Origin of the sequence: Sorangium sp. So ce363, from assembly GCF_051520435.1 — a bacterium.
Lineage (GTDB): Bacteria > Myxococcota_A > Polyangia > Polyangiales > Polyangiaceae > Sorangium > Sorangium cellulosum_B.
In genome coordinates, this window is the sequence record NZ_CP150333.1 from 1,892,556 (window position 1) to 1,915,313 (window position 22,758).

A 22,758-nucleotide genomic window follows, 5' to 3' on the forward strand; every position below is an offset into this window, starting at 1 on the left:
CTGTAAACGGTGCCACGCAGTGCGGTATCCACCAACCTGGAGAGGCTCGGAACGACGCTCTGAGCCTCGGCTGGGCACCTCCACGTGCTGTGACGATGGCGAGCCAGGTGAGAATCGTGGACGGGTCGCGAAAGGACGTGCGCTCCCGAGGAGCTCCCGCCGACCAACGGGTCGCTCAAGATGGCCGCGCCGGTTGGCGCGTCATTGCAGCGTGCAGATGAGCCGCTGACCGCGCACGGAGTAGGCACCGTCGCGTTGCTCGATCCAGGCGACGAGCAGCTTGACGCCGAGCTGCGCGACGGTCGAGCCGAGGATCTGCGCGCTGCTGCCGTCCGGAAGGGAGAAGATGAGCTGGTGGGGGAGCACGCTCTCACCTGTTCGCGTGAACCAGCCCAGGTTCACGCTCTTTCCAGGCGGCGGCACCAACGTCAAATACACGTTTTCGCCGTCGCTCGCGACGGGGCCCGGGGGGTTGTACTGGTTTACATTCTGGAGCTTGAAGACAGGGGTAAAGCCGGGCGGGGGAACCTGTCCGAGCGACAGGAAGTCCTTCACGACGCCTACCTCCGCCGAGAGGGCGAGCCTCGGCGGAGGAACGAGGTGCACGATCAAGAGCGTGACGCCATCGCCCTCGGGCAGCGGGAACGCCCCAAAGAAAGACTCCACCTCGTCAGGAGACGGGCTGAACTGGATCTGGTGCGCCACGCCGAGATCGGCGCGCGAGGCGCCCGTTCTGAAGAACGCCTCTCCGGTCGCGTTGTCATCCAACAAGAGGAGGTGCTGGCCGTTCGTGACGGTGTAGTAGTGAACGTTGAGCGAGGCATCGGTACGTGGGCCCTGGGCCACCAGGGTCGGCGCAGGCTCGGCCGATCCACCGACGACGAGCGCTCGCGTCGAGCCGCCCGGCGCCGCGCAGGTCGCGGCGTAAAGGGTGTTGTCGCCCGCCTGGACGAACGCCATCGACGTTGCCACGTTGGGGCTCGCGCACTCCGGTGCGAGCGCGGGAAACCGCTGGAACGTCCCCTCGGACGAGACGCCGTCGGCGGTCGTGGGGAAGACGAGCTGCCCGATCTCGTACCCCACCCTGCCCTGAAGGATGACTTGCCCTCCCGATTCGCGGCCGGTGACGAAGGCCGCGCCGTCGGTGAAGGGGAACTCCGTCTTCGACCCGGCTGGCTCTCCGATCTCGTGCACCGTCCCGATCACGAGCCGGCTGGCAGCCTTGTCGATGACCGAGACAAATACGCGATCGGGTCCGCTTGCCAGCACGAGCGAGGAGGTGTCGACCTCATGGCCGCCGAGGTCTTCCGGCGTGAGGATGTCGAACGGCTCGAGATCGAGCGCGCACTTCGCCTCGGCCGGCTTGCAGACGCCGTCCTGACAGACGCCGCTCGGGCACTCGGAAGAAACGCTGCACGCTTCGCCGCCGTCGCCTCCTTGGTTCAGCTCCGCGTCGGCGCGCACGCCCGCGATGATCTGGCAGCCGGCGACGAGCAATGCGCCCCCGACGATGACGAGCCTCCATGGTCGCATCGGGCGCATCTCAGAAGCTACCTCGCAACAACAGCCCCGCTGCTCCCGCCCGGACCGGAGGCTCCAGGCGCACCTCCAGCACCGTCGACGGCACGGCCTCGCTCGACGGCGCGGTCAGGAACACGACCAGGCCCGTGATGAGCGCCGCGCCTCCCGCCGCGAACGCCACGTTGGAGATGTTGGCGGTCGTGTTGGCGTCCTGATGGAGCTTGACCCCCTCGGCGTCACAACGGGGAGGGTCGTGGTTGGTACACCCGTGCTGGTTGCGCGCCTCGCTCACCTTCGAGAGCGTCTCGACACCGAACACAGCGCCTACCGCGATCCCCGCCAAGCTCACCCCGCCCAGCACGAGCCCAACGGTCCGCTGCGCGCTCCACGAGCTCGCCGCGGGCGCGGCGCTCGTGGCCGCGGGCGCGGGCGCTCCCCGCCCTGGCGCGGGCGCGTCCTCGAGCAGAGGGACGCGCACCGTCCTCTGCCCTGGCTTCGGCTCGACGACCACCTTCGCGCTCCATGCCTTCTTGCCAGGCGCCACCGCCGCGATTGCATGCTCGCCCGGATCGACCGGGATCGCCGAGCCGAACATCGCCGCATCGAGCGGCTTCGCGTTGCGCCGCACCTCGAGCCCCTCGACCCGGGCCTCCGGCGCCACCTCGATGACGAGCCTCGAGAGCTGCGGCTCGAGGAGGCCGGCCCGCCGCCCCGCTTCCTTCGAGCGCCGCCCGTCGCCCGCTTTGCGCGCCATCGCTTCGGCGTCGTTGAAGGTCGCCCAGGCGCTCGCCGTCGCGCCACTGAGCTCGTAGCAATCCGCCAGGGCGAGCAGCGTCCCGGCCATCGGGTCCAGCTTCTGGCTGGCGGCGAGCTTCGAGCACCCCAGGGCGTAGCTGCCCTGCTTGACGAGCGCACGCCCCTCGCGGAAGAGCACATCGGCGGCCGCCCGGTCCTCGGCGGTCGGGTCCGCGAGGACGCGCGGCGCGAGCGATAACGACAGGATCAGCGCACCCGCAGCGGTGACACTGCGCTTCACACGCATCGGTCCTGGGCCACGCACCGATCCCAGTATATTGGCACCCCTCGCCGTTGTCCCAGGGTTAGCGACGCTCGTCGTACGAGAACGCCGGCTCAGGCTTCGGGGTGAGAAGGTCCTTGGCCGGGGGCTTCGCCCGCAGGGAGGGCTTCGTCGCCTTCAGCGTGGCCGTCGCCGCCGGCGAAGGCGAGGTGGGCTCCGCCTGCGCTTTCGCGCTCCCGTCGGGAGAGGCGGGCGCGGAGGGGGGAGCTTGAGGTTCAACGGGCGCAGACGTGGCCGCGTTCAACGCCCCGAAGGAGGCCGCCGGCGGGCCAGTCGGTGCCGGGGATCGCGCCCCCTCCTGCCCCCCCCAGGCGATCACCGCCAGCGCAGCGCCCGCGACGAACGCACCGCCGAGGAGAAGGGGAGCCCAATAGCGCGGCTTCGACAGCAGCACCTCGAAGGCCGATAGGGCGCCATAGCGCCAGGACGCGGCGGGCGCTGTGTCCGCCATGGCATCCGGCGGGCGCGGCGCGATCGGCCCTGCTGCCCCGGCGCTGGCCGGCGGCGAGGAGGCCGCCACGCGGCGCGGCTCCGGCGCGTCTTTGGCTCCCGGCGAAGACGACCGCGACATGTTGAGCACCCGCCAAACCCGCTCCGGATAGCCCCGCGCTCGCGCGGGCGCGTGAGGCGCGAGGGCGCCGGCGAACGCTGCCACGTCGTTCCAGCGCTGCTCGCGCTCGTGCATCATGCACCGCTGGATCACCGCGTCGATCTCCGGGGGCACGTCGCTCCGGCGCTCGTGGAGCGGCGTAGGCTTCGCCGCGAGCATGCGCCCATAGAACTCCGCCAAGGTCTCCGCGTGAAACGGCGTCTGCCCGGCGATGAGCTCATACAAGAGGACGCCGAGCGCCCAGAGGTCGCTGCGCGCGTCGACATCCTTCGGCGAGCTCATCTGCTCGGGCGACATGTAGTAGGGGGTGCCGAGCTGCTCGTCGTCTTCTGTGAGGGCGAGCTCCGCGCCGCTGATCTTCGAGATCCCGAAGTCGAGGACCTTGATGCACGGCGCGCCGCTGACGTCCTCCGTGACGAAGAGGTTCGCCGGCTTCAGGTCGCGGTGCACAATCCCGGCGGCGTGCGCCTCGCCGACGGCTTCACACGTCTGGAGAACGTACTCCACGGCGTCGTCGAGCGAGAGACACCCACTCTCCTTGAGCAACGCGGCGAGATCACGCCCTTCGAGGAATTCCATGACGATGTACGGCGCGCCGCTTTCGAGCGTGCCGACGTCGAACACGCGGGCGACGTGCTGGCTGCGCAGCCGTACCGCCGCGCGCGCCTCGCGCAAGAAGCGCGCGCGCGCGTCGGCGGAGACGTGGTGGGCCGAGCGCATGAACTTGACGGCGACGCGCTGGTCGAGCTCGACGTGGACCGCCGCAACGACGACCCCCACGGCCCCCGCGCCGAGCAGACGCTCCACGCGGTACTTGCCCGCCACGACGTCGCCGGCCCGGACCGGGGCGTTGATCATGGCTTGCCATGTGGTCTCAGCGGCTCCGGGAGGTCAAGCGTCGCTTGATGGGCTCGCGCGCGTGCCGCCGCGCTATCCCTATAAAGCTCGCTGGCGACTCCCGGTAGGTCCAGCGCCGGCCGCCTGAGCCCGTGTCACGTCCGCTGGGAAGCTCGTCGTGAAGTGAAATCGCCCGGACGCTCTGGCCCGTGAGGTGACAGCAGATTCCTTCGGCGAAGCTCACTGCCCTCACCGACTACCCCGCGCGCGCGTAGCGACCCGGAGGCTGGCCCACGTGGCGGCTGAACGCGGTGCTGAAGGTGCTCGCCGAACCGTAGCCGACGCGCTCGGCGACCTCGGCGATCCCGAGATCGTGCCGGCGGAGCAGATCCCTCGCGACGGCCATGCGCCAGGCGAGCAGGTATTCCATGGGCGGCATGCCCACGGTGCGGGTGAAGCGCTCGAAGAACGCCGAGCGCGAAAGGGCCGCGGTCTTGGCGAGCTGGGCGACCGTCCACGAGCGCGCGAGCTGGGCGTGCATCTGCCGTATCGCCGGCGCGAGCCGCGGATCGGCCAGCCCGCGCAGGAGCCCCGGAGGCGCGTCCTCAGCCGAGGTCGACCGCAGCGCTTCGATGAGCAGCACCTCCACGAGCCGCGTGAGCACGAGATCGCGCCCCGATCGCTGCTCGTTGGATTCGTCGCCCACGAGCCGCACCAGCACGGAGAGGCGCTCGACGCCGCGCACGTGCAGCAGCGCTGGCAGCAGCGACACGAACAGCGCCGCGTCAGGCGAGTCGAAGAGGAAGTAGCCGCCGAGCAGCCGCACGTCCGGGCGTCCACCGCGCGTGCCGTGGCGGACTTCACCCGTCGGCGCGGGCGTCACCTTCGGGTCGATGCGCTCTGGCCTCACCGGCTCGAAGCCCGACATGGTGAACCCCGGCGTCGCCGGCAGGAGCACGAAGTCGCCCGCCTCGAGCGTCAGGGCGCGCTCGCCGTCGACGGCGAGACGACAGCTGCCCTCCAGCACGGCGCAGAAGCTCGGCTGGCCGAAGTCCGCGTAGCGGACCCCCCAGCGACCGGCGCCGCTGATGCGCTTCGAGAACACGGCGCGCGGCTGGAGCAGCGCGATGACCTCCGAGAGAGGGTCGTTCATGTCCGGACTCTAGCAAACGAAACGTGGACTACCAATGGTAGATAGTCCAGCGCGCCGCCGCTATCTTCCCTTCATGAACACTGTGCTCATCACGGGTTGCTCCTCGGGATATGGACTCGAAACCGCGCGCCACTTCCACGCGCAGGGCTGGAACGTCGTCGCCACCATGAGAACGCCGCGCGAGGACGTGTTGCCTCGGTCGGACCGGCTGCGCGTGGTCGCGCTCGACGTGACGAAGCCCGAGAGCATCGCGGCTGCGCTCGAGGCGAGCGGGCCCATCGACGTTCTCGTCAACAACGCCGGCATCGGGCTCATGGGCGCCTTCGAGGCCACGCCGATGACCACGGTGCGCGAGGTGTTCGAGACCAACACGTTCGGCGTGATGGCCATGACGCAGGCCGTGCTGCCCCAGCTCCGCGCGCGGCGATCGGGCGTGGTGGTGAACGTGACGTCGAGCGCGACGCTCGCGCCGATGCCGCTGGTCGCCGTCTACACCGCGAGCAAGATGGCCATCGAAGGGTTCACCGCGTCGCTCGCGTTCGAGCTCGAGGCCTTCGGCGTGCGCGTGAAGCTCGTCGAGCCGGGCTACGGCCCGACGACGCGCTTCACGAGCAACGGGGGATCCCGCATGGAAGGCCTGATTCCCGACGCCTACGCGCCTCTCGCGCAGCGCATCTTCGCCTCCTTCGGGCAGCCGGCCCTGGTGACGAGCGAGTCCGACGTGGCCGAAGGGGTGTGGCGCGCCGCGAACGACGCGTCAGGGCAGCTCCGTTTCCCGGCCGGTCCCGACGCGGTGGCGCTGGCCCTGGCCAGATGAGCGACGCCATGGGGCACTGGGGCTGGTCGCCCGCGGTTCATTCGTTCGTGAACTCGCCGCAGCGGCCGCTCCCGCGGCAGACGCCGCTCGCGCAGCTCTCGTGTCGATGACACCGCCGGCCGGGCGCCAGCTTGCAAGCGCCCGCGCCATCGCAGACCTTGTCCTCCAGCTCGCAGTCCGGCTCGTCCTCGACTCCGGGGCCGAGGGGCGAGCACGTGCCGATCGACCGCTCGACGTTGCAGGCCATGCAGGTCTCGTCGCAAGCGGTGTCGCAGCAGACGCCGTCGACGCATTTCCAGCTCGCGCAATCCCTCGGCCCGCCGCACGCCCGGCCGTTCGCGCCCCTGCACGCGCCCGCTGCGTCGCAGGCGCGGCCCTGGCCGCACGGCGAGCCTGCAGCCACGACGTGCGTGGCGACCCCGCGTTGACACCCATCGCTCGTGCATGGGTCGCCGTCGTCTTCCGCGTCGGCGCCGTCCGGCGCAGGATACGGCTGTCCCGCAGCGCAGGTGAGGATCTGGCAGTCGCCCGCGATCTGCCCGGACGGCAGGGCCGGCACGCCGTCGAGCGGGACGTTGACGCACGCGCCTGCGGTGCACGCGTCCGCGGTGCATGGATTGTCATCGTCGCAGTCGGTCGCCTGCGTCTCGGCCGCGCACGCAGGGGCCTCTCCGTCCCAGCCAGCGCCGGGGTCACCCGCCCCGACCCCGTGATCCCCGCCGCTGCCGGCGCCCGCGCCGCCGGAGCCCTGGAAGCTGCGGGCCTTGGGCGAACAGCCCGCCAGCGCGACGACGAGGCACAGCGGCACCGATGTCGCCTGCACGCGGCTCGTGCGGCGGAGCGGAAGTGCTGAGATGTGAAATGTCCACATGCGCCGAACTCTACTGTCGGTCCAGCTCACCCGCTAATCAGACTTCTTCCTTCGAGCGGCCATGGACGAACGGCGCGCTCGGTTTGCTGGCGGCGGAGCTCGCAGCTGGGCTTCCGCTCCGTTCGAGGCGCGTCACCGCCGTCCGGCTCACCACCCCACCGCATCTGCCCGCCGTACACCCGTGTCGCGCGCGCCGCGCACGCAACACCGCTTCTCCTGATCTTCTCTCTGACGTACAAGAACGGAGAACTTGAGTACGGCCCTCAGGCCAGGCGCGGCGCCTCGCCGATCACGCCGCCACGCCGCGCCGCGACCGCCTCGAGGAGCGCGATCCACGCCCCGGGCCCATCGAGCGTCAGGTCTGGCTCGACCGCGGTGTCCGGCCGCTCGGACGAGGCGATGTAGACGCCCACGCCGCCGATCGCCCGGGCATGGGCGATCGCCGGCTCGTCGGTCGTGTCGTCGCCCGCATAGACCACCAGCGTCCCCGGCGGCAGCCGCGCCAGCAGGAACGCGAGGGCGCGGCCCTTGTCGTGCGCGGCGTCCCGGGCCTCGTGGATGCTGCGCCCCCTCATGACCACGAACCCCCGCCGCGCCGCCGCGTCCGCCCACGCCCCGAGCGCGTCGAACGCCGCCGGCCGGGCCTCCGCCGGGACGAGCCGCCAGTGGAGCGCGATCGAGCAGCGCTTGCGCTCGACCCACAGCGCAGGGACCCGCCGCACCGCCTCGTCCGCCTCGCGCTCCAGCGCGTCGAGCGCCTCGGTCGGCGACTCCGCCCGGTACACGAGCTCCCCGCCCGGCGTCGCGATCTCCGCCCCGTGCTCGCCCACGCGCCACGCCGCGCCGACCGCCGCGGTGCGCGCCGCGACGTCCTGGATCGTCCTTCCCGTGACGATCGCCACGGTCGTGCCCGGCGCCCGCGAGAGCGCTTCCAGCGCCCCGAGGGCGCCCGGCGCCGCCACCGCCCCGCCCGAGACCGCGGTGATCTCGGAGATGGTCCCGTCGAAGTCCGTCGCGAGCAGCAATGACGGCGCGGCCGCCGCGCGCTCGACCAATTCAAGAACGTCCATGCTGCACCAGATCTACCACTGGGCAGGCCAGGAGCACGATGGCAAAGCCGGCGCGACCGGGAGCGACCCGGTGGCCGGCTTTGCTGCTCCACGACGGACAGGTCGCCGCCGCGCGCCGCGCGCGTCAGAACCGGATGATCACCTCGTGGACGCGGCGCCCCTCGGTCTTGCCTTCGGTGGACTCCGCGGGCGCGGCGTCGCCCGCGGGCGACCCCTCCGCGGCGGCCGCCGGCTCGTCCGTCTTGCACTCGTACTTCACGCGCCACTCGGTCTTCTGCACCGTGTGCGTGCTCTCCTGCTTCCGCTTCTTCGGCCCGAAGAAATCCTTCTCGCGGCGCTCGCTGGACTCCGACACGGACTCTTCCCCGACCACGGTCTCGCCCTCTTCGACGATCTCGTAGCTCTCGGGTCCGCCGCAGGTCGTGGCCATCGTCTGGCTCGCCTTCTGCATGGCCACCTCGCGATCGCCCAGGATCGCGAGCTCGCCGCCGACCTTCGTCCGCCTCACGACGCGGACCTCGCCATACGGCTGCCACGAGCACGCGGCCGTGGAACAGAGCGCACACGCGGCGATCAATGCATGAATCGCAGAGAATTTCATGCCTTGCACCAGTACCACCCTCGAAATGACGAGGGCAACAACAAAGCGCGGGCGGTTCCGTGCAAAACCTGCTACCGGCGGCGCGCGCGTGTCTGGTCGGTTGGTCGGTTGGTCGGTTGGCCGGTTGGTCGGTTGGTCGGTTGGTCGGTTGGTCGGTTGATCGTGTCGCGCCGTCGTAGCGGTCCAACGTTGCGTGGTCGCTCGAGCGCGCGCCTGCTCGCGCCGGGGCACCGGATCACCACCCGCTGCTGCCACGGCAGCAGCGAGGAAGCTCTCGGCCCCGCGTTCCGGCCCGCTCCGGCGCGGCATGGGGGTTGCTGACCGCGGGTGTTCGCCGGCGCGGATCAACAGGCTTGATCCGCGCCGTGCACCGAGGTCCAACTGCGCTCCTTCATCGACAAGAACCGCTTCCTGCTGGTCTTCGCGGCGCTGTCCTCGGTCATGGGCCTCAGCGTCGGCGTGGCCAAGGTGAGCACGACGCTGTATGCGCTGGAGCTCGGGGCGAACGAGGCGCTGCTCGGGCTGATCTCCGGATCGCAGAGCGTCGGGGTGCTCCTGATGAGCATCCCCATCGGGCTCCTCGTGGATCACCTCGGGCCCTCACGGCTGTTCGTGCTGGGGAGCCTCGTGGCCGGGTCCCTCTACATGGCCTTGCCGGCGGTCCCGTCTCCGGTGTTCCTGCTGGCCTTCACGACGGCGATCAGCTTCTTCATGCCGATGCGCTTCGTCTCGCTGAGCACCGTGTTCATGCAGCAGCTCGAGACGGTGGGCGAGGGCAAGGCCGGCTGGTACCGCGGCACGCATATGGTCGGCATGTTCCTGCTCGGCCCCATGCTCGCGGCCAGCCTCACGAAGGCGCTCGGCTTCTCGGGCACGTACCGGCTCATCGGGCTCTCGTTCCTGATCACCGTGCTCATGTCGCCGATCGTCTTCGGCCCTTACACGGCGCGGTCCGCGCACCCTCGAGCGCTCCGCCTCTCCGGCGTCCGCTCCGACCTCGCCCTGCTCGCGCAGGACGTCGAGCTGCGCAGCGTGTGCCTGATCGAGTTTGCGGCCCAGTCGATCAACTCGTTCTTCATGTTCTTCATCATCCCCATCGGCGTCACCGTCGCCCACCTGACGGCGGCCGAGGCGTCGGGGCTCCTGGCCTGGCAGGGCGTGACGTTCATCTTCGCGCTGTTCGCGCTGGGGGGCCTCGTGGGCCGGGTGGGGCACGAGCGCGTCTACCTCGCGAGCCTGGTCCTCGTCCCGAGCGCGCTCCTCTTGCTCGGCCTCTCGCGCGATCTCATGCCGCTGCGGGCCGGCGGCCTGCTGCTCGGCCTCGGGCTCGGCATCCTCCAGATCGCGAACCTCACCCGCATCGCCCGGATCGGCGCGCGGGCGGGGCGGGGCAAGGTGGCCGGCTTGCAGGCGCTCGTGGGGCCGTCCGGTGGCCTGTTCGGCAGCACCGTGGGCGGCCTCCTGGGCCGGAGCCTGGGGCTCCAAACGATGTTCCTGCTCCTGTCCGTGTTCTTCGGCCTGCTCCTCGCCGTGGCGCGCAGGACGTCCAGCGCGGCGGCGGCGGCGAGCCCCGCGCCCGCCGAGCCCGCCGCCGCCGAGTAACGGCCGAGGAGAGACAACCACCATGCGAGAGCTCGACACGCAATCTTCGATCGCCACGACACGCCGCAGGCTCGCGGCGGCCCTCTGCGCCGCGCTCGCGCTCGCGGCCTGCTCGAAGGGAGGCCCCGGCAACGGCGCCGCCGGCGACTATGAGGTGCAGGAGCTGCGCTATCAGGGGTTCTCGGGCATGGTCTCGGTGCCCGAGCTGGCGGAGGATCTGGGGTACCTCGCCCCGATCAAGCTGAGCTACGTCGGCAACACGATCAGCGGGCCGCAGGACATCCAGACCGTGGTCACCGGAGACACCGATCTCGGGCAGGCGTTCAACGGCGCGGTGATCAAGCTGATCGCCGCCGGCGCGCCGCTCCGGGCGGTGGTGGGCGGCTACGGGATCGACGCGAAGCGGTGGAGCGGCTTCTACGTGACCGAGGACAGCCCCATCCAGGCGGCGCGGGACCTGATCGGCAAGAAGGTCGCGATGAACACGCTGGGCGCGCACCACGAGCTGATGCTGAAAGAGTACCTGTCGCGGCAGGGGCTCACGAGCGCCGAGATCGCGCAGGTCACGCTGGTGGTGCTGCCGCCGGTGAGCGCGGAGCAGGCGCTCCGGCAGAAGCAGGTGGACGTCGCCGTCCTCGGCGACATCCTGCGCGACAAGGCGCTGGAGCGCGGCGGCGTCCGGGCGCTGTTCTCGGATCACGAGCTGTTCGGCGAGCTCACCGCCGGCAGCTACGTGCTGAGCAAGCGATTCTTGAAGGAGAGCCCGAACAGCGCCCGCAAGTTCGTGGAGGCTGCGGCGCGCGCCATCGAGTGGGCCCGGAGCACGCCGCGCGAGGAGGTGGTGGCCCGCTTGCAGCGCATCATCGAGCGGCGGGGCCGCAACGAGGACGCGTCGCTGGTGAAGTACTGGACCAGCCTGGGCGTCGCCGGCAAAGGCGGGCTCCTGTCGGCCGGGGAATACCAGATCTGGATCGACTGGCTGGTGAAGGACGGCGACCTCAAGGCCGGGCAGATCAAGGCCGAGGACCTGTTCACGAACGAGCTCAACCCGTTCGCGGCGACACAGGGGAAGTGACGGCGCCGGCCCCGGCGCGTCCCGCTCGCCACCGCTTGCGGTAGAGGAGGAATTTGCCGTGGTTCACGGCCCGTGCGCGGTGGCGCTGGCCTCTCCTACGATCGCCGCCGGAGGATGTGCTGGAGCAGCTGGCGCGAGACGTTCAGGAGCTTTGCCGCCTTCCGGCGGTTTCCTCCGGCGCGCGCGAGCGCCTCGTCGACCATGACGGTGCGCACCTGCTCCTCGACGTCCTGGATCGACGCCCGCCCCACCGCCGCGCGCACCTGCGGCCGGAGATCGGGCGGCCGGCTCAGCGCGTCGTCGATCGTGCGCTCCAGCTCCTCGAGGCGCAGCGGCTTCGCCAGGAACGAGCGCACGCCCATCTGGGCGAGCCGGAACGAGACGGCCGGGCTCGCCGAGCCGCTGATGGCCACGATCGTCGGCGCGACAGCGCAGGTCATGGCCCGCTCCACGACGTCGACGGCGTTCCCGTCCGGGAGCATCACGTCGGCGATGATCCCTTGAAACGCCCCGCCTGCGAGCGCGCTGTGCGCCTCGGCCACCGACGCGCACGCGACGACCTCGGCGCCGCGCGCCTCGAGCGCCTCGCGCAGCGCGCGCCTGAGCCTCGCGTCATCCTCCACGATCAGCCAGCGTAGCATCGTGTGGTAGCATGCCCCCGGTTCATGGGGGCGCATAGTCTCAAGCGGGCGGAGCTGGCCAGCCTCCCGGCGCTGTCGGCGCCGTCGGCGCCGTCGACTGGCGCGCAGCTCGACGCCCTCATCACGCGCGAGGCGCTGCGGGGTGAGCGCACCGCCTCGATCGCGCGGAGCGTCTTCTGCGCGGCCCTCCTCGCGCGGTTCCTCGCCGTCGGGGGTTTGACGCCGTCAGGCTCTCACGCGCGCTCGCTCATCGAGGTTCCGCTGCTCCTCGGCGCGGTTGCCGCCTCGCTGTACGTGTGGTGGCGGAGCCGGAGGACCGATGCCCCTCCTCACCTGATCCTCGTCTCGGTCGGCCTCGACGCGCTCCTGTGCTTTCTGGCGCTGCTGCCGAACGTGCTCTGGCCCTGGGACGGTTACCCGGGAATCTTGCACCTGCCCGATATGGCCGCGCTCCTGATCCCGGTGTCCGTGAGCGCGTTCCGGCTCGTCCGCCGGGCGGTGCTCCTCGCGACGGCGGCGAACGCGCTCTCCGCGCTCGTGCTCATCGTGCTCGACCGCGCGCTGAACGGCGGCCAACACGACGACTTCTGGGCGCCGGCGTCGCTGTTCTTCCTCCTGCTCCTGACGGCCGCCAGCGCGGCGCTCCTCGCCACGATGCGCACGGTCCGCGTCGTCGAGCTCGGGGCGCGCTCCACGCTGCGCGCCGAGCGCGCGCAGCGGAACCTGAGCGTCATGCTGCACGAACACCACGACGTGAAGACCTCGCTCTCGGCCGCCCTCATCGACACCGATCTGCTCCGGCGCGAGCTCCTTCGGGTCGAGTCCGCGAGCGCCGAGCGCATGTTGCGGAAGCTGGAGCAGCTCCGCGAGAGCGTCGAGGATGTCGCATCGACCATGGGGCACATCCGCGATCGGACGATACGCGAGCTCGACGCGCTGCGCGCGACGGCCCCCGCCGAGATCGGCGAGGCGACCCGCGGCGCGCTCCGGGTCGTCCGGCGGCGCTACCAGGCGGTGAAGGTCGACGTCACGGATCGCGCGGAGCGCACCGCGGTCCTGTTCGCGGGGGGGCACGACGTGCTGGAGCGAGTGCTCCTCAACCTCCTCGTCAACGCGTGCGAGGGGACGGGCGAGCGCGGGGCGTCCAGCGTGACGCTGGACGCGCGCCCGCTGGGCGGCGGACGGGTGGCCATCGAGGTGAAGGACGACGGCCCCGGGTTCCACGACGCGCCCAGCCTGAAGCCGGGCGGGTCCGGACAGGGGCTCGGCTTCGTGGCCGCCATGGTGGAATCGAGCGGTGGGCTCGTCCTGCGCGCCAACCTCCCGGAAGGCGGCGCCAAGGTCACGATCGAGCTGCTCGAAGCGCCTGTGTGACGACGGAGCGCGCGGCGCGCGGACAGGGTGGCAAGAAAATTTGCCCTCATCGCGCCACTGGCCATGCGGTACCACTCGGTGGCGAAGTGGGTACTCGCATGGACTCCGTCGCTCGCAAACCTCGGAAGGATAACTTGGCATGAAGAAAACAAGCCCAATGACAGGTCCTGCGTTGGCTCCAACCTGGATTGCGATCGCCGCGGCCGCGGTGACGTTCGCGGCCCCCGGCCCCGTGAGCGCGCAGGCGCGGCGTTCGCCGATCTTCGATTCCGCGCTGAACGCTCCCGGCCGACCGCTGCGCGGGTTCGCCGATCTCCACACCCACCCGATGGCGCACCTCGGCTTCGGGGGGCACGTGCTCCACGGCGCTCCCGACGTCGACGTGCTCATGGCGCCGGGGACCATCTACGACCCCAGCGGTCAAGGCGTGTCAGGCGCCACGTGCAATGCGTCGGCGCGGCGCGCCGCCAGCATCGCGGAGGCGCTGGGAACCAGCTACAGCACCCACCGGGGTCACGATTTTCTAACGAACAAGTGCGGGAATCATGTCCGCCAGATCGTGCTCGGGGAAATGGCGAAATCCCACGGCATCCGCTCGTTCGAGGTCGAGCGCCCCGTGGGCTATCCGACGTTCGCGCACTTCCCGGCGCATAACGATATCCTGCACCAGCAGATGTGGGTCGACTGGATCCGCCGCGCGAAGGAGGGTGGCCTCCGGGTGATGGTCGCGCTGGCCGTCAACAGCCGCACGCTCGCCCACGGCATCGAGGCAAACCCGCCCGTCGACGACAGGGCGTCGGGCAATCTCCAGATCGAAGAGCTCGTCCGCTTCGTCGGCAAGCACGACGCGTGGATGGAGATCGCGCGTTCATACGCCGATCTCCGGCGCATCGTGGAGAAGAACAAGCTCGCGGTGATCGTCGGTGTCGAGCTGGACGACATCGGCAACTTCGTGTGGAACAAAGCGTCGCCCACGGAGGCCCAGATCCGCGCGGAGATCAAGCGCCTCCACGTCCTCGGCGTGCGCTACGTGTTCCCGGTCCACCTCACCGACAACCTGTTCGGCGGGACCGCCGCCTACGAGGACGAGGTGGCGCGCGCCAACCGCTTCCAGACGGGGAAATGGTGGGACCTCGAGTGCTCCCGCGGAGAGGGCATCACGAAGCAGATCCAGTCGGGGAACGACCTCTTCAAGCTGATGAAGCTCGGCGACGCCGGCGGTCACATCCCGCTCCCGAGCTGCCAGCCGGGGGAAGGCCACAAGAACCGGCTGGGGCTCCTGCCCATGGGCCGCGTCGCCCTCAACGAGATGATGAGGCTCGGGATGGTCATCGACATCGATCACATGTCGCAGCGGATGGTGAGCGACGTGCTCGCATTCACCCGAACGACGCCCGGCGGCGCGTATCCGCTCGTCTCGGGGCACAACGGGCTCCGCGGCTCGAGCGGCAACGAGAACGGCCGGACCAACGCCCAGTACACGGAGCTCGCCGCGCGCGGCGGGCTCGCGGGCGTCGGCTTCGGCGACTCCGATGCACGGACCTTCCTGCGGAACGCGGCCGCCGTGGCGGCGATCACGTCAGGCGGCAAGCCGCTTCAGATCACCCTCGGCTCGGACATCAACGGGATGGTCGTCATGCCGCGCTCTCCCGAGTGCCAGGCGCCCCGGGACCAGGTGGTGACGGTGCCAGGCGACGCCTGGAACCACCCGCCCGCGCAGCTCCGGTGCACAGGGGCCGAGATCGACGTGCGCTCCGCGCGCATCGGCTGTCTCGACATCCAGACCAGCGGAAACCTGACGGGCCTCGTCGGCCGCGCCTGCAATGACAAGACGTCCTGCTCTTACAAGGCGCCGACTCCGGACGAATACAGCCGCGCCGGCGTCCAGGCCGCGACGCGCGCGTTCTGTACGCAGGCCATGGAGATCGTGTACCGGTGCGTCGATCCGGCGGCCGAGGCGTGCGTCGATTACTCGAGCTTCCCCAGGGCCCGGATGGGGAGCCGCTCGTGGGATTACAACGAGGAGGGGGTCGTTCACATCGGGCTCTTCCCGGATTTCCTCAAGCACGTCGAGGCGCTTCCGGGCGGAGAGCAGCTCATCGACCGGCTCTACGGCGGAGCCGAAGGCTTCGCGCAGATGTGGGCGAAGGCCGAGACGGTCGGCCGCTCCGTCCCCTGATCCGCGCACGTCCGTCCCGGGGTTGTGGGACCCGACCCGGGTTGGCCCTGCGCGGCAAAGCTGCGCCGCGCCGCCGACCTGGGTCGGGTCTTCGTCCCGCTGTTACTGGCGCATCCACGCCACGAGGAACTTGGTCGTGTTCGCCCCCGGGTTGAACGCGTCGCCCTCGCGGATGCTCGCCGAGAACTCGATGGTCCGGGGCCCGGTCTGGGACGCGCTGAACCCGACAGCGCCGTTGTGGCCATCGATCTGCACGGTGATCGTGCCGGCGACGATGTCCGTCGCGCTCGTGATCTTCTTGAAGCAGCCCCGCGTACCAGGCCAGCCGCTGTTGCAGGTCACCGACGTGAGGCCGATCTGGAGCGCCTGCTCCGCCTCTTCCACGGTCTCCTCGCTCAGGTCCTCCTCGCTCAGGGCCTCATCGCCCTCCTGCGCGATGCAGCCCGCGAGCGCCATGGAGGCGAGGACGGCGATCATCCCGCTGAGCTTCGTGAGAAACCTCATGCCTCGGCCCTTTCCGCTCGACCGAGCTCGTCGGTCATCTTCGGATCGGGCCATGGTGCAGCCGTCCTGGCCTTCGAGGAGTGTGCCTTGTGCGCTCTTGATGTCGTGTGTCATGCTCTGCCTCCATTCATGCCTTCGGTGTCCGTCGCTCCAGCGGGGTGGCCGTCGCGTTGCGGAGCTCGTACGAGCACCGTGATCTGGTATGGAGGTGGTACCGCACGGTCAGAGACGCGATAAGGGCAAACGTTCTTGCCCCACCTGGCAATGGTCCGGCTCGCGCCTCGTCTCCGCGGGCCGGGTCACCAGGTGAGGGACCCGTGGACCTTGGTCATGACCTCGTTGGCCCGGATGTCACCGAGCATCCAGTCGAACTCCTCCCAGGAGATCTTGCCCGTCGCCGGGTCGACGGTGAAATGGTCGTACTTCGGCAGCCCGTGGTTCGTGAGCAGGATCGTGAACATCTCGCGGCTCGGCTCGGGATCGACCACGATGAGCGTCCCTGCGGCGCCTGTCTTGCTGTAGGCGACGGTCGATGTCGACTCCCCGCCGGGCCACATGCCTGCGTCCCACATCTCCCAGCCGTACCCCTTGCGCGAGTAGATCAGGTTCTCGGAGTACGTCCAGGCCGACCTGTTGAGGTGGAGCGAGCCTGTCTGGGTCGTGGTCATGTCGAGCACGGCCTGGGCAGGGAGCAGGGTGGCTATGCAGAGGTTGAGAGGCCACTGGTTGCAGCTGTAGGCGTGCTTGCCCCGGTTCAACAACATCTGGGCGAACTTCGCCAGATCGCTCGCGGTCGAGAACAGGCCGTCGCACCCGGTGAGGTGCTCGGCCGGGTCCGGGCCGTCCCCTTCGAGGAAGTAGTCGGTCTCGTCCTGCACCTCGCCCCGGAGATAGCGCTCGCGCGCCGCGGACCACGCCGTGCCGACGAAGCGATCCTCCTTCTCCGGCATGTTGAGCCACGGCTGAAAGCCCGTGTCATTCATTTGCAGCGGGTCGAAGATGTAGGTCTTCATCAGGTTCTGGAGCGAGTCGCCGCCGACCGTCTCCAGCACGTGGCCCAGGATCCGAAAGCCGAGATCGCTGTAGACGACCTTCGTCCCCCGCGGGTGGGCCAGCGGCGCGTCGAGCATCGAGTGCCAGGGGTCGGCGTCGTCGAAGAGGCCGTTCGGGTTGGTGTCGTCGAAGTAGTCGATATCCTCCCCCGATACGTAGCTCATCAGATCCTTGATCGTGACAGAGCTTTTGTTGTTGACCGAGGAGACGGCGAACTCCGAGAAATACGTCGCGACCGTGTTGTTGATGTTGAACCCCGGGTAATCCCCGGACTCTTGCATTCTCATCGCGAGAAAGACGGTGAACGGCTTGGTCATGGACTGGAGATCGAAGATCCCATCGAGCGGCATCGGCACCGAGGGCATGCTCGGATCGTCCTCGTTCAGGCCGTCTCTCGTCCCCACGGCGGTGTGGAGCACGACCCGGCCCCGGCGGGCGACCAGGAGGACCGCGCCATTGATATCCCCGTCGTCCACCGCATCCTCCAGCTCGTTGACCGCCTGGTCGAGGAGGGCGCTGGACAGACCCACCGATTCCGGTGTGCCCGGGCGGACGGAGTACCTGATCGCCGGCTCCAGAGGGTACGTGTCCTGGGCGTGCGCCGACGGCGCCATGCCGACGATGGCGGCGGCCGCGGCTCCACAGAAGATCAAGCTACTGGCTCTCATGTTCGCGATTCCTTCCTTGAAGGGTGCTGCAGCCTCAGCGCGGGGCGGGGCGAAGGGCTATCGGGGTCATCGGCTGCGGTCTCGGAGCGCCTCTTGGCCCGCGCCCCGTCAGGGGCTTATCCACCCTTCGTGCCAGCGGGCCGCACGGCGCTCCGGCGAGCAGCGCACCCCGCGCGGTGCGCGCGCCGTGGTGGCCGCGACGACGGCCGGGCGCCCCTCAGCGGCGGCCGTGACGCCGCCTGGAGCTCGCGAAAATGCGTTGCATATCAGCCACTTGCGAGGCGCATGACGCCTTCGGTAGCGCCGCGCCGGGCGCCGCCTCCGCCTGGCGCCGCGCCGGTCGCGAGGGGGAGGGGAGAGGTTCGGCGCGCTGCTGCGCCGCACGAAGGCACGCTCGCGGAGCGTGACATCGTGACGTTGTCACGGCGTGACATCGTGACATTGTCACGGCGTGACATCCAAATCTTGGCGTCGTATGGCGTCTTATTGCGTCTTGGTGACCCCATCATTCCGGCAAGGTGGGGTAAGTCCCCCACCACCCGGCGTTCTTCAGGACGCTGCTTGCCCAGGAGCTCGACGCGAGCGAGGCTGGCTTCAGCGGTTAGGCCCGCCCGGAGGCGGGGGCGGCGGCCCTTCAGGGAGGATCTCGACCGCCATCCCCTCGCTCAGCTCCGCGCTCGCGAGCTTCACGACCCGCTCGCTCCCGTCGAGCCCGGTCGACACCTGGATCGTCGCGCCCGTGTCGCGCTCGACGACGATCGGCGCGAAGCGGATCCTGCTCCCGGGGTCGATGACGGCCACGCGGAGCCCCTTGGCGTCGTTGTAGAGCGCCGTCGCCGGGATCTCGAGCACGCGGTGCGGCGTGGGCAAGGTCAGCGCGACCTCCGTGTACATGCCCGCGAGGAGGCGGCCGTCGGGGTTCGGCACCCGCACCTCCGTGTTCATCGTCCGGGTCGCCGCGTCGAGCGCGCCGGCCGTGCGCGCGATCGTGCCCTGGAACGGCTGCCCCGCGAACTCGCGCACCGTGACCTTCGCCGGCGCGTCGACCCGCACGCTGGGCGCCACGTCCTGCGGGACGCCCACGAAGACGCGCACGGGGTCGGTCGCCGCGACGGTGAAGAGCGGCGTCCCGTTGCCCGCCGTGACCAGCGCCCCGCGCTCGGTCGTGCGCGAGGTGACCGTCCCCGCGAACGGCGCGGCGACCTTCGCGAACTTCTTCTGATCCAGGATGCGCTGGACGTTCGCCTGCTGCGCGGTGATCGCCGCGCGCGCCACGGTGACGCTCGCCTCGGCGACGTGCGCCTGCCCCTGCCGCTGCTCGAGCTCCTCCTGCGGCGCCACGCCCGCGGGGACGAGCTGCTCGTAGCGCTTCACGCTCGACCTCGACAGGTCGCGGTTGGCCTCGGCCTGCACGAGGCCGGCGCTCGCCTGCACCAGCTGCGCGCGGGCCTGCGCGAGCTCCTGATCCAGCTCGGGCGTGTCGATCTCGGCGAGGATCTGCCCCTCCTCGACCCTGTCGCCGATGTCCGCGGTCCACCTCCGCACGTAGCCGCTCACGCGCGGGTAGACGACCGTCTCCGCGAGGGGCTGGATGCTGCCGGGCAGGACGAGCGCCCGGTCGCTCGACACCGGCTGCGGCGCGACGACCCCCACGCGCGGGGCCGCGCCCTCGGCGGCCCGGGCGCCCTGCTCGAGCGTGGCGCGGGCGTTCCGGCGGGGCAGGTAGGCCGCGGCGAACGCCGCCCCGAGCACGACGACGAGGCCCACGCCGAGGGCGAGGCCGCGGGTCCTCGTCAGCACGGCGGGCGGCGGCAGATCGAACCCGAGGTCGTCGGCGGGGCTGCCCGGCGACGGGGGAGCAGAGGTCGGGGGGGCAGCGGATCGGCGGGCGGGGGAGCTCATAGGTCCTCTGCGAGCAGGTCTCTGGCCGGGGCCTTGTTCCGGAGGAGGCTGTACATCACGGGCACGAAGAAGAGCGTGCTCAGCGTCGCGACGAGGAGACCGCCGATGACCGCGCGCCCCAGCGGGGCGTTCTGCTCGCCGCCCTCGCCCAGGCCGAGCGACATGGGCAGCATGCCGAAGATCATCGCGAGCGCCGTCATGAGCACCGGCCTGAGGCGCGTCATGCCCGCGGCGAGGGCCGCTGTGCCCGCGTCGCGGCCCAGCTTGCGCTGGTCGTTCGCGAACGTCACGACGAGGATGCTGTTCGCCGTGGCGACGCCGACGCACATGATCGAGCCCATGAGCGCGGGCACGCTCAGCGTCGTGTGCGTCACGAACAGCACCCACGCGATGCCCGCCACCGCGCCCGGGAGCGCCATCAGGATGATGAGCGGGTCGAGCCACGACTGGAAGTTCACGACCATCAGCAGGTAGACGAGCACGACCGCGAAGAGGAGCCCGTAGCCGAGCCCCGTGAACGAGGTGTCCATGCTCTCCGCCTGCCCCTTGATGGTCACCTTCGTCCCGCGCGGCAGCTCGGGCCTGAGCTCGTCGACAACGCGCGAGACGGCGCCCGCGACCGAGCCGAGGTCGGTGCCGTCGACGTTCGCCTGGACGTCGAACGTCCTCGCGACGTTGTAATGGGTGATGTTCGCCGGTCCGGTCGCGCGCGACATCGACGCGACGTTGGACAGGAGCTGGGGGCGGCCGTCGCCGGTCGACAGCGGCGTGGCGTTCACGTCGTCGATGGACCCCATCGCGTACTGGGGCGTCTGCACGGCGACGAGGTACTGCACGCCGCGCTTGTCCAGCCAGTAGGTCGGCGACGTCTGCCCGCTCGACGAGAGCGAGACCAGCACGTCGCTCGCCACGTCGCGCTGGCTGAGCCCCAGCTGGTCGGCCATCGTGCGATCGACGTCGATGCGGAGCTGCGGCCTCGCCGGCACCTGCGCGAGGTGGACGTCGACGGCGCCGGGGATCCTCTCCATGCGATCGGCGATCTTCAGCGCGACGGCGTACGTCTCGTCCTCCTTGCCGATCGGGCCGACCACCTGGACGTTGATGGGCGCCGCGAGGCCGAAGTTCAGCACCTGCGTCGAGATGTCGGGGGCGAGGAAGAAGAACGTCGTGTCGGGGTACGCCGCGTTGAGCCTCGCGCGGAGCGTCCGGACGTGGTCCGCGGTGGGCCGGTGGTGCTCCGCGAGCGCGATGAAGATCTGCCCGTCGGCCGACGAGATCTGCGCGCCCTCGCTGAGCGACAGGTTGATGCCGCTCGCCGGGATCCCGATGCTGTCGAGCATCGTGCGGATCTCGCCCGGCGGGAGCGCCCCGCGGATGGTCTCCTGGATGCGGGCGAAGCGCCGCTCGCTCTCCTCGAGGCGGGTGCCCGGCGGGCCGCGCACGTGGAGCTTGATGAGCCCCGCGTCGACGGTCGGGAAGAAGTCGCGGCCGAGGAGCGGGATCAGCGCGACCGAGGCGGCGACGAGCGCAAGGAACGCCCCGACGAACAGGGCGCGGTGGGCGAGCGCCCAGGCGAGCCACCCGCCGTACGCCGCCCGCAGCCGGTCGAACGCGCGGTTGAACGCGGCGAAGACGCGCCCGAAGAGGCCTCGGGGAGCGGCGTGGCCGTGCGCGTGCTCCGCCGCCTCGCGCTCGAGCAGGAGGCGCACGAGCGTCGGGACGAGCGTCCGCGACAGGAAGTACGACGTGAGCATGGCGAAGACGACCGCCATGGCCATCGGCACGAAGAGCGACCGCGCGGCGCCGGTGATGAAGGCGACCGGCACGAAGACGATGCAGATGCAGAGCGTGGAGACGAGCGCCGGGACGGCGATCTCCTGCGCCCCGTCGACGATGGCGCGCAGGAACGGCTTCCGCTGCCCGAGGTTCCTGTGGATGTTCTCGATGGCCACGGTCGCGTCGTCGACAAGGATGCCGACGGCGAGCGCCATCCCGCCGAGCGTCATCACGTTGAGCGTGTGGCCGAGGGCGTTCAGCGCGATGATCGAGACGAGGATCGAGAGCGGGATGCTGATGACGACGATGAGCGTGCTGCGCCAGCTCCCGAGGAACAGCACGATCATGAGCGCCGTGAGCCCCGCGGCGATCAGCGCCTCGTGCACGACCCCGGAGACCGCGGCGCGGACGAACACCGACTGATCGAAGAGCAGCGAGACCTTGAGCTCCTTCGGGAGCTTCTCCAGCGTGGCCGGCAGCATCGCGTGGATGCGCGAGGCGACGTCGAGCGTGCTCGCGCTCCCGTTCTTGAGGATGCTCAGGAGCACGCTGCGCTTGCCCTCCACGTGCACCATGTTCGTCTGCGGCGCGCTCCCGTCGCGCACGCTCGCGACGTCGCGGAGGGTGATGGTCCTGCCGTTCACCGTCTTGAGCGGCAGCTTCCCGAGCTCCTCGAAGGCCGCGGGGCTGCTGTTCATGATGACGGGGTACTCGTTCTCCCCCATCTTCGCCGTGCCGGAGGGCAGGGTGACGTTCTGCAGCCCGAGCGCCGCGTTCACGTCGCGCGGCGACAGCCCCCAGGCGAAGAGGCGCTGCGGGTCGATGTCGACCATGATCTGGCGCTGCTTGCCGCCGTAAGGGAACGGGATCTGCGTGCCCCGGATCGTGGCGATGTCGGCGCGGATGAAGTTGACCGCGTAATCGAAGAGCTGCTGCTCGCTCAGCGACTCGCTCTCCAGCGCGGCCTGGAGGATTGGCACGTTCGAGGCGCTGTAACGGATGATGAGCGGCGGGCTGATCCCGGGCGGCATCTGGCGGATCGCCGTCTGCGAGATCGCCGTGACCTGCGCCGTCGCGGCCTCGATGCTGGCGCCGGGCTGGAGGAAGATCTTGATGATCGAGATGCCGGTGAGCGACTGGCTCTCGATATGATCGATGTCGTTGACGGTCGTGGTGAGGAAGCGCTCGTAGTTGTTGACGATGCGCTTCTCCATCTCCTCGGGGGGGAGACCGCCGTAGTTGAAAATTACCGACAGGACCGGGATGTCGATGTCCGGGAAGATGTCCGTCGGCATCCGGGCGACGGTGAACACGCCCAGGATGACGATCAGCATCGACATCACGATGAACGTGTACGTGCGTTGAAGCGCGATCCGGACGAGCCACATGGGCCAATTCCCGTCCCCCTCCGGAGCGCCCCGGCCGG

General features: G+C 70.1%; 17 protein-coding genes. 5 read left to right on the forward strand and 12 right to left on the reverse strand.

Features of this window, described 5'->3' with window-relative positions; genetic code table 11:
* Positions 1-201 precede the first annotated feature (201 nt).
* The 4 genes from WMF12_RS07305 to WMF12_RS07320 form a co-directional block, all read right to left on the reverse strand.
* Positions 202-1,533: a hypothetical protein gene (locus tag WMF12_RS07305; RefSeq protein ID WP_437869699.1), complete on the reverse strand. Its 1,332-nt coding sequence runs from the start codon at positions 1,531-1,533 to the stop codon at positions 202-204.
* A 10-nt stretch (positions 1,534-1,543) separates the two neighbouring features.
* Positions 1,544-2,563, reverse strand: coding sequence for a hypothetical protein (locus tag WMF12_RS07310; RefSeq protein ID WP_437869700.1), 1,020 nt, complete (start codon positions 2,561-2,563; stop codon positions 1,544-1,546).
* A gap of 58 nt (positions 2,564-2,621) precedes the next feature.
* On the reverse strand, positions 2,622-4,067 hold the full coding sequence (locus tag WMF12_RS07315; RefSeq protein ID WP_437869701.1) for a serine/threonine protein kinase: 1,446 nt from the start codon (positions 4,065-4,067) through the stop codon (positions 2,622-2,624).
* 235 nt (positions 4,068-4,302) lie between these two features.
* Positions 4,303-5,199, reverse strand: a complete 897-nt coding sequence (locus WMF12_RS07320) for a cupin domain-containing protein (protein WP_437869702.1) — start codon at positions 5,197-5,199, stop codon at positions 4,303-4,305.
* A 73-nt stretch (positions 5,200-5,272) separates the two neighbouring features.
* Between WMF12_RS07320 and WMF12_RS07325 the strand changes: the two genes are divergently transcribed.
* Positions 5,273-6,016: an SDR family oxidoreductase gene (locus WMF12_RS07325; protein WP_437869703.1), complete on the forward strand. Its 744-nt coding sequence runs from the start codon at positions 5,273-5,275 to the stop codon at positions 6,014-6,016.
* A gap of 37 nt (positions 6,017-6,053) precedes the next feature.
* Here the strand turns inward: WMF12_RS07325 and WMF12_RS07330 are convergent, their stop codons facing one another.
* The 3 genes from WMF12_RS07330 to WMF12_RS07340 all read right to left on the reverse strand — a co-directional run bounded on the left by WMF12_RS07330 (position 6,054) and on the right by WMF12_RS07340 (position 8,558).
* Entirely contained in the window at positions 6,054-6,887 is an 834-nt protein-coding gene (locus WMF12_RS07330; protein ID WP_437869704.1) for a hypothetical protein, read from the reverse strand.
* A gap of 263 nt (positions 6,888-7,150) precedes the next feature.
* Positions 7,151-7,957: a trehalose-phosphatase gene (gene otsB, locus WMF12_RS07335; RefSeq protein WP_437869705.1), complete on the reverse strand. Its 807-nt coding sequence runs from the start codon at positions 7,955-7,957 to the stop codon at positions 7,151-7,153.
* Between the two features lie 124 nt (positions 7,958-8,081).
* Positions 8,082-8,558, reverse strand: coding sequence for a hypothetical protein (locus tag WMF12_RS07340; protein WP_437869706.1), 477 nt, complete (start codon positions 8,556-8,558; stop codon positions 8,082-8,084).
* 429 nt (positions 8,559-8,987) lie between these two features.
* Between WMF12_RS07340 and WMF12_RS07345 the strand changes: the two genes are divergently transcribed.
* Positions 8,988-10,160, forward strand: a complete 1,173-nt coding sequence (locus WMF12_RS07345; RefSeq protein ID WP_437873841.1) for an MFS transporter — start codon at positions 8,988-8,990, stop codon at positions 10,158-10,160.
* A 22-nt stretch (positions 10,161-10,182) separates the two neighbouring features.
* Positions 10,183-11,235, forward strand: a complete 1,053-nt coding sequence (locus WMF12_RS07350; protein WP_437869707.1) for an ABC transporter substrate-binding protein — start codon at positions 10,183-10,185, stop codon at positions 11,233-11,235.
* A gap of 95 nt (positions 11,236-11,330) precedes the next feature.
* On the opposite strand, the gene WMF12_RS07355 is transcribed toward WMF12_RS07350, so the two are convergent.
* Positions 11,331-11,876, reverse strand: a complete 546-nt coding sequence (locus tag WMF12_RS07355; protein ID WP_437869708.1) for a response regulator — start codon at positions 11,874-11,876, stop codon at positions 11,331-11,333.
* Positions 11,877-11,900: 24 nt separating this feature from the next.
* Between WMF12_RS07355 and WMF12_RS07360 the strand changes: the two genes are divergently transcribed.
* Complete coding sequence (locus WMF12_RS07360) at positions 11,901-13,250, forward strand: ATP-binding protein (protein ID WP_437869709.1); 1,350 nt, start codon at positions 11,901-11,903, stop codon at positions 13,248-13,250.
* Positions 13,251-13,422: 172 nt separating this feature from the next.
* Positions 13,423-15,429 (forward strand): membrane dipeptidase, encoded by a 2,007-nt coding sequence (locus tag WMF12_RS07365; RefSeq protein WP_437869710.1) that lies wholly within the window; start codon positions 13,423-13,425, stop codon positions 15,427-15,429.
* Positions 15,430-15,531: 102 nt separating this feature from the next.
* Here WMF12_RS07365 and WMF12_RS07370 read toward each other — a convergent pair whose 3' ends face one another.
* The 4 genes from WMF12_RS07370 to WMF12_RS07385 form a co-directional block, all read right to left on the reverse strand.
* The gene (locus tag WMF12_RS07370) at positions 15,532-15,933 is read right to left on the reverse strand and encodes a hypothetical protein (protein WP_437744905.1); all 402 of its coding nucleotides are present in this window, start codon (positions 15,931-15,933) and stop codon (positions 15,532-15,534) included.
* Between the two features lie 299 nt (positions 15,934-16,232).
* Positions 16,233-17,654 carry a serine hydrolase domain-containing protein gene (locus WMF12_RS07375; protein ID WP_437869711.1) on the reverse strand — a complete coding sequence of 474 codons (1,422 nt, stop codon included), beginning with the start codon at positions 17,652-17,654 and terminating at the stop codon, positions 16,233-16,235.
* 594 nt (positions 17,655-18,248) lie between these two features.
* Positions 18,249-19,556 (reverse strand): efflux RND transporter periplasmic adaptor subunit, encoded by a 1,308-nt coding sequence (locus WMF12_RS07380; RefSeq protein WP_437869712.1) that lies wholly within the window; start codon positions 19,554-19,556, stop codon positions 18,249-18,251.
* Complete coding sequence (locus WMF12_RS07385) at positions 19,553-22,720, reverse strand: efflux RND transporter permease subunit (RefSeq protein ID WP_437869713.1); 3,168 nt, start codon at positions 22,718-22,720, stop codon at positions 19,553-19,555. Before WMF12_RS07385 ends, WMF12_RS07380 begins: the two co-directional genes overlap by 4 nt.
* Between the last annotated feature and the right edge of the window lie 38 nt (positions 22,721-22,758).